The organism is Arthrobacter sp. Hiyo1 (assembly GCF_001263615.2).
Taxonomy (GTDB): Bacteria; Actinomycetota; Actinomycetes; order Actinomycetales; family Micrococcaceae; genus Arthrobacter.
The window spans coordinates 924,905-926,376 of the sequence record NZ_DF952468.1 but is presented as its reverse complement, the minus strand read 5'-3'; the positions used below and the strand labels follow the sequence as shown (position 1 = coordinate 926,376).

General features: G+C 62.0%; 2 protein-coding genes. Both read right to left on the bottom strand.

The window, feature by feature from the left end:
* Positions 1-35: 35 nt before the first annotated feature.
* Complete coding sequence (gene lepB, locus AHiyo1_RS04010) at positions 36-713, bottom strand: signal peptidase I (protein WP_059387675.1); 678 nt, start codon at positions 711-713, stop codon at positions 36-38.
* 78 nt (positions 714-791) lie between these two features.
* The gene (gene rplS, locus AHiyo1_RS04005) at positions 792-1,151 is read right to left on the bottom strand and encodes a 50S ribosomal protein L19 (RefSeq protein WP_059387674.1); all 360 of its coding nucleotides are present in this window, start codon (positions 1,149-1,151) and stop codon (positions 792-794) included.
* Positions 1,152-1,472: the final 321 nt, after the last annotated feature.

The window sequence follows — 1,472 nt, the reverse complement described above, 5'->3', positions numbered from 1 at the left end:
TGCCGTTCCGGCTTCCCGGGAGTTGTCTCGGGCATCTATTGTCCGTTCTTCGAGGTTGTACCGGCCTGCGCAGGGCGAGGCAGTTCTGCAAATCTATCAAGCGGCCAGATAATCCGGACTGGACGCCCGATGACACGCTCCAGCGGCACCATCCCTCCGCCGGGTGCGCCCAGAAGGCCGCGCGAATCGGCCGACCGCGAACGGTGGTCCCCCATGAGCCACAATCTGTCACTCGGAACGATGACGTCGAACCTCTGTTCGCTCGGCGTGTCGCCGGGATAAAGATAGGGTTCCTCAAGCTGCTGACCGTTGACTGTGAGTTTTCCGTTGCTGCCACAACAAGCCACGTGGTCTCCGGGAAGGCCGATGACACGTTTGACGTATGTCGTGTCGCTTCCCGTCAGGCCCAGCCAATGGCCGGCGGCGGCGACGGCATCGGCAAACGGTCCTTTGCCGCTGTTCAGCGGAGCGAACGTTCCCCTTCCGTCGAAGACCACGATGTCTCCACGGCGAATAGGGTCCCCGGCGAAATCGGTGCGGGACACCAGGATGCGGTCTCCGGTGCCCAGGATCGGCTCCATGGACTCGGACGGGATGAAGTAGACATCGAGCCACAAGGACCGGACAAGCCCGCTGATGGCCACGGCCAGGAAAAGTGCGAGCAAAACAAAACGCCAGCCCTGTTTCCGGGGCTGGCGTTTTGCGTGGTCCATGATTCGTTTCCTGTTGCGTTGCGGATTTCTCCGGCGCAGGCCGGACACGAATCCAGGACCCGCTGTTGGTCGAAAGACCTACTTGCCGGTGGCGAAGTCGCGCTTTTCCTTGATCTTCGCAGCCTTACCGCGCAGTGCGCGCATGTAGTAGAGCTTGGCGCGGCGGACGTCACCCTTGGTGACGACCTCGATCTTCTCGATGATCGGGGAGTGAACCGGGAAGGTACGCTCTACGCCGACACCGAAGGAGACCTTGCGGACCGTGAAGGTTTCGCGAACGCCGTCACCCTGGCGACCCAGGACGAAGCCCTGGAAGACCTGGACGCGGGAGTTCTTGCCTTCAATGATGTTCACGTGAACCTTGATGGTGTCACCCGCGCGGAACTCGGGAACATCGTTACGCAGCGAAGCTGCATCTACGCTATCGAGGATATGCATTAATCCACTCCTGGTGAACGCCACAGGTCATCCACTTTGGGTCACGGCGGGCAAGCCCGGGGCGCAAGGCCGGCCGGAAATTACCGCCGAAGATTTTCAAGTCCGGTACCGCCACTGATTGGCGGTTCCGGGTTGTCAGGCTGTTGGTGACGCTCCCCCTGTGGCAGGCGCGAACCCAGTAGACACAAGGGTTAATTCTGCCACACCCCGCGGGTTCCGGCGAATCCCGCGAATGCGGCCCGGTTCCTGCGGTCGGGTGGAGCATGAAGTTGCCCGACGGCGGGAGGCTCAGTCCGGGAGGTCGCTGTCCGGGAGGTCGCT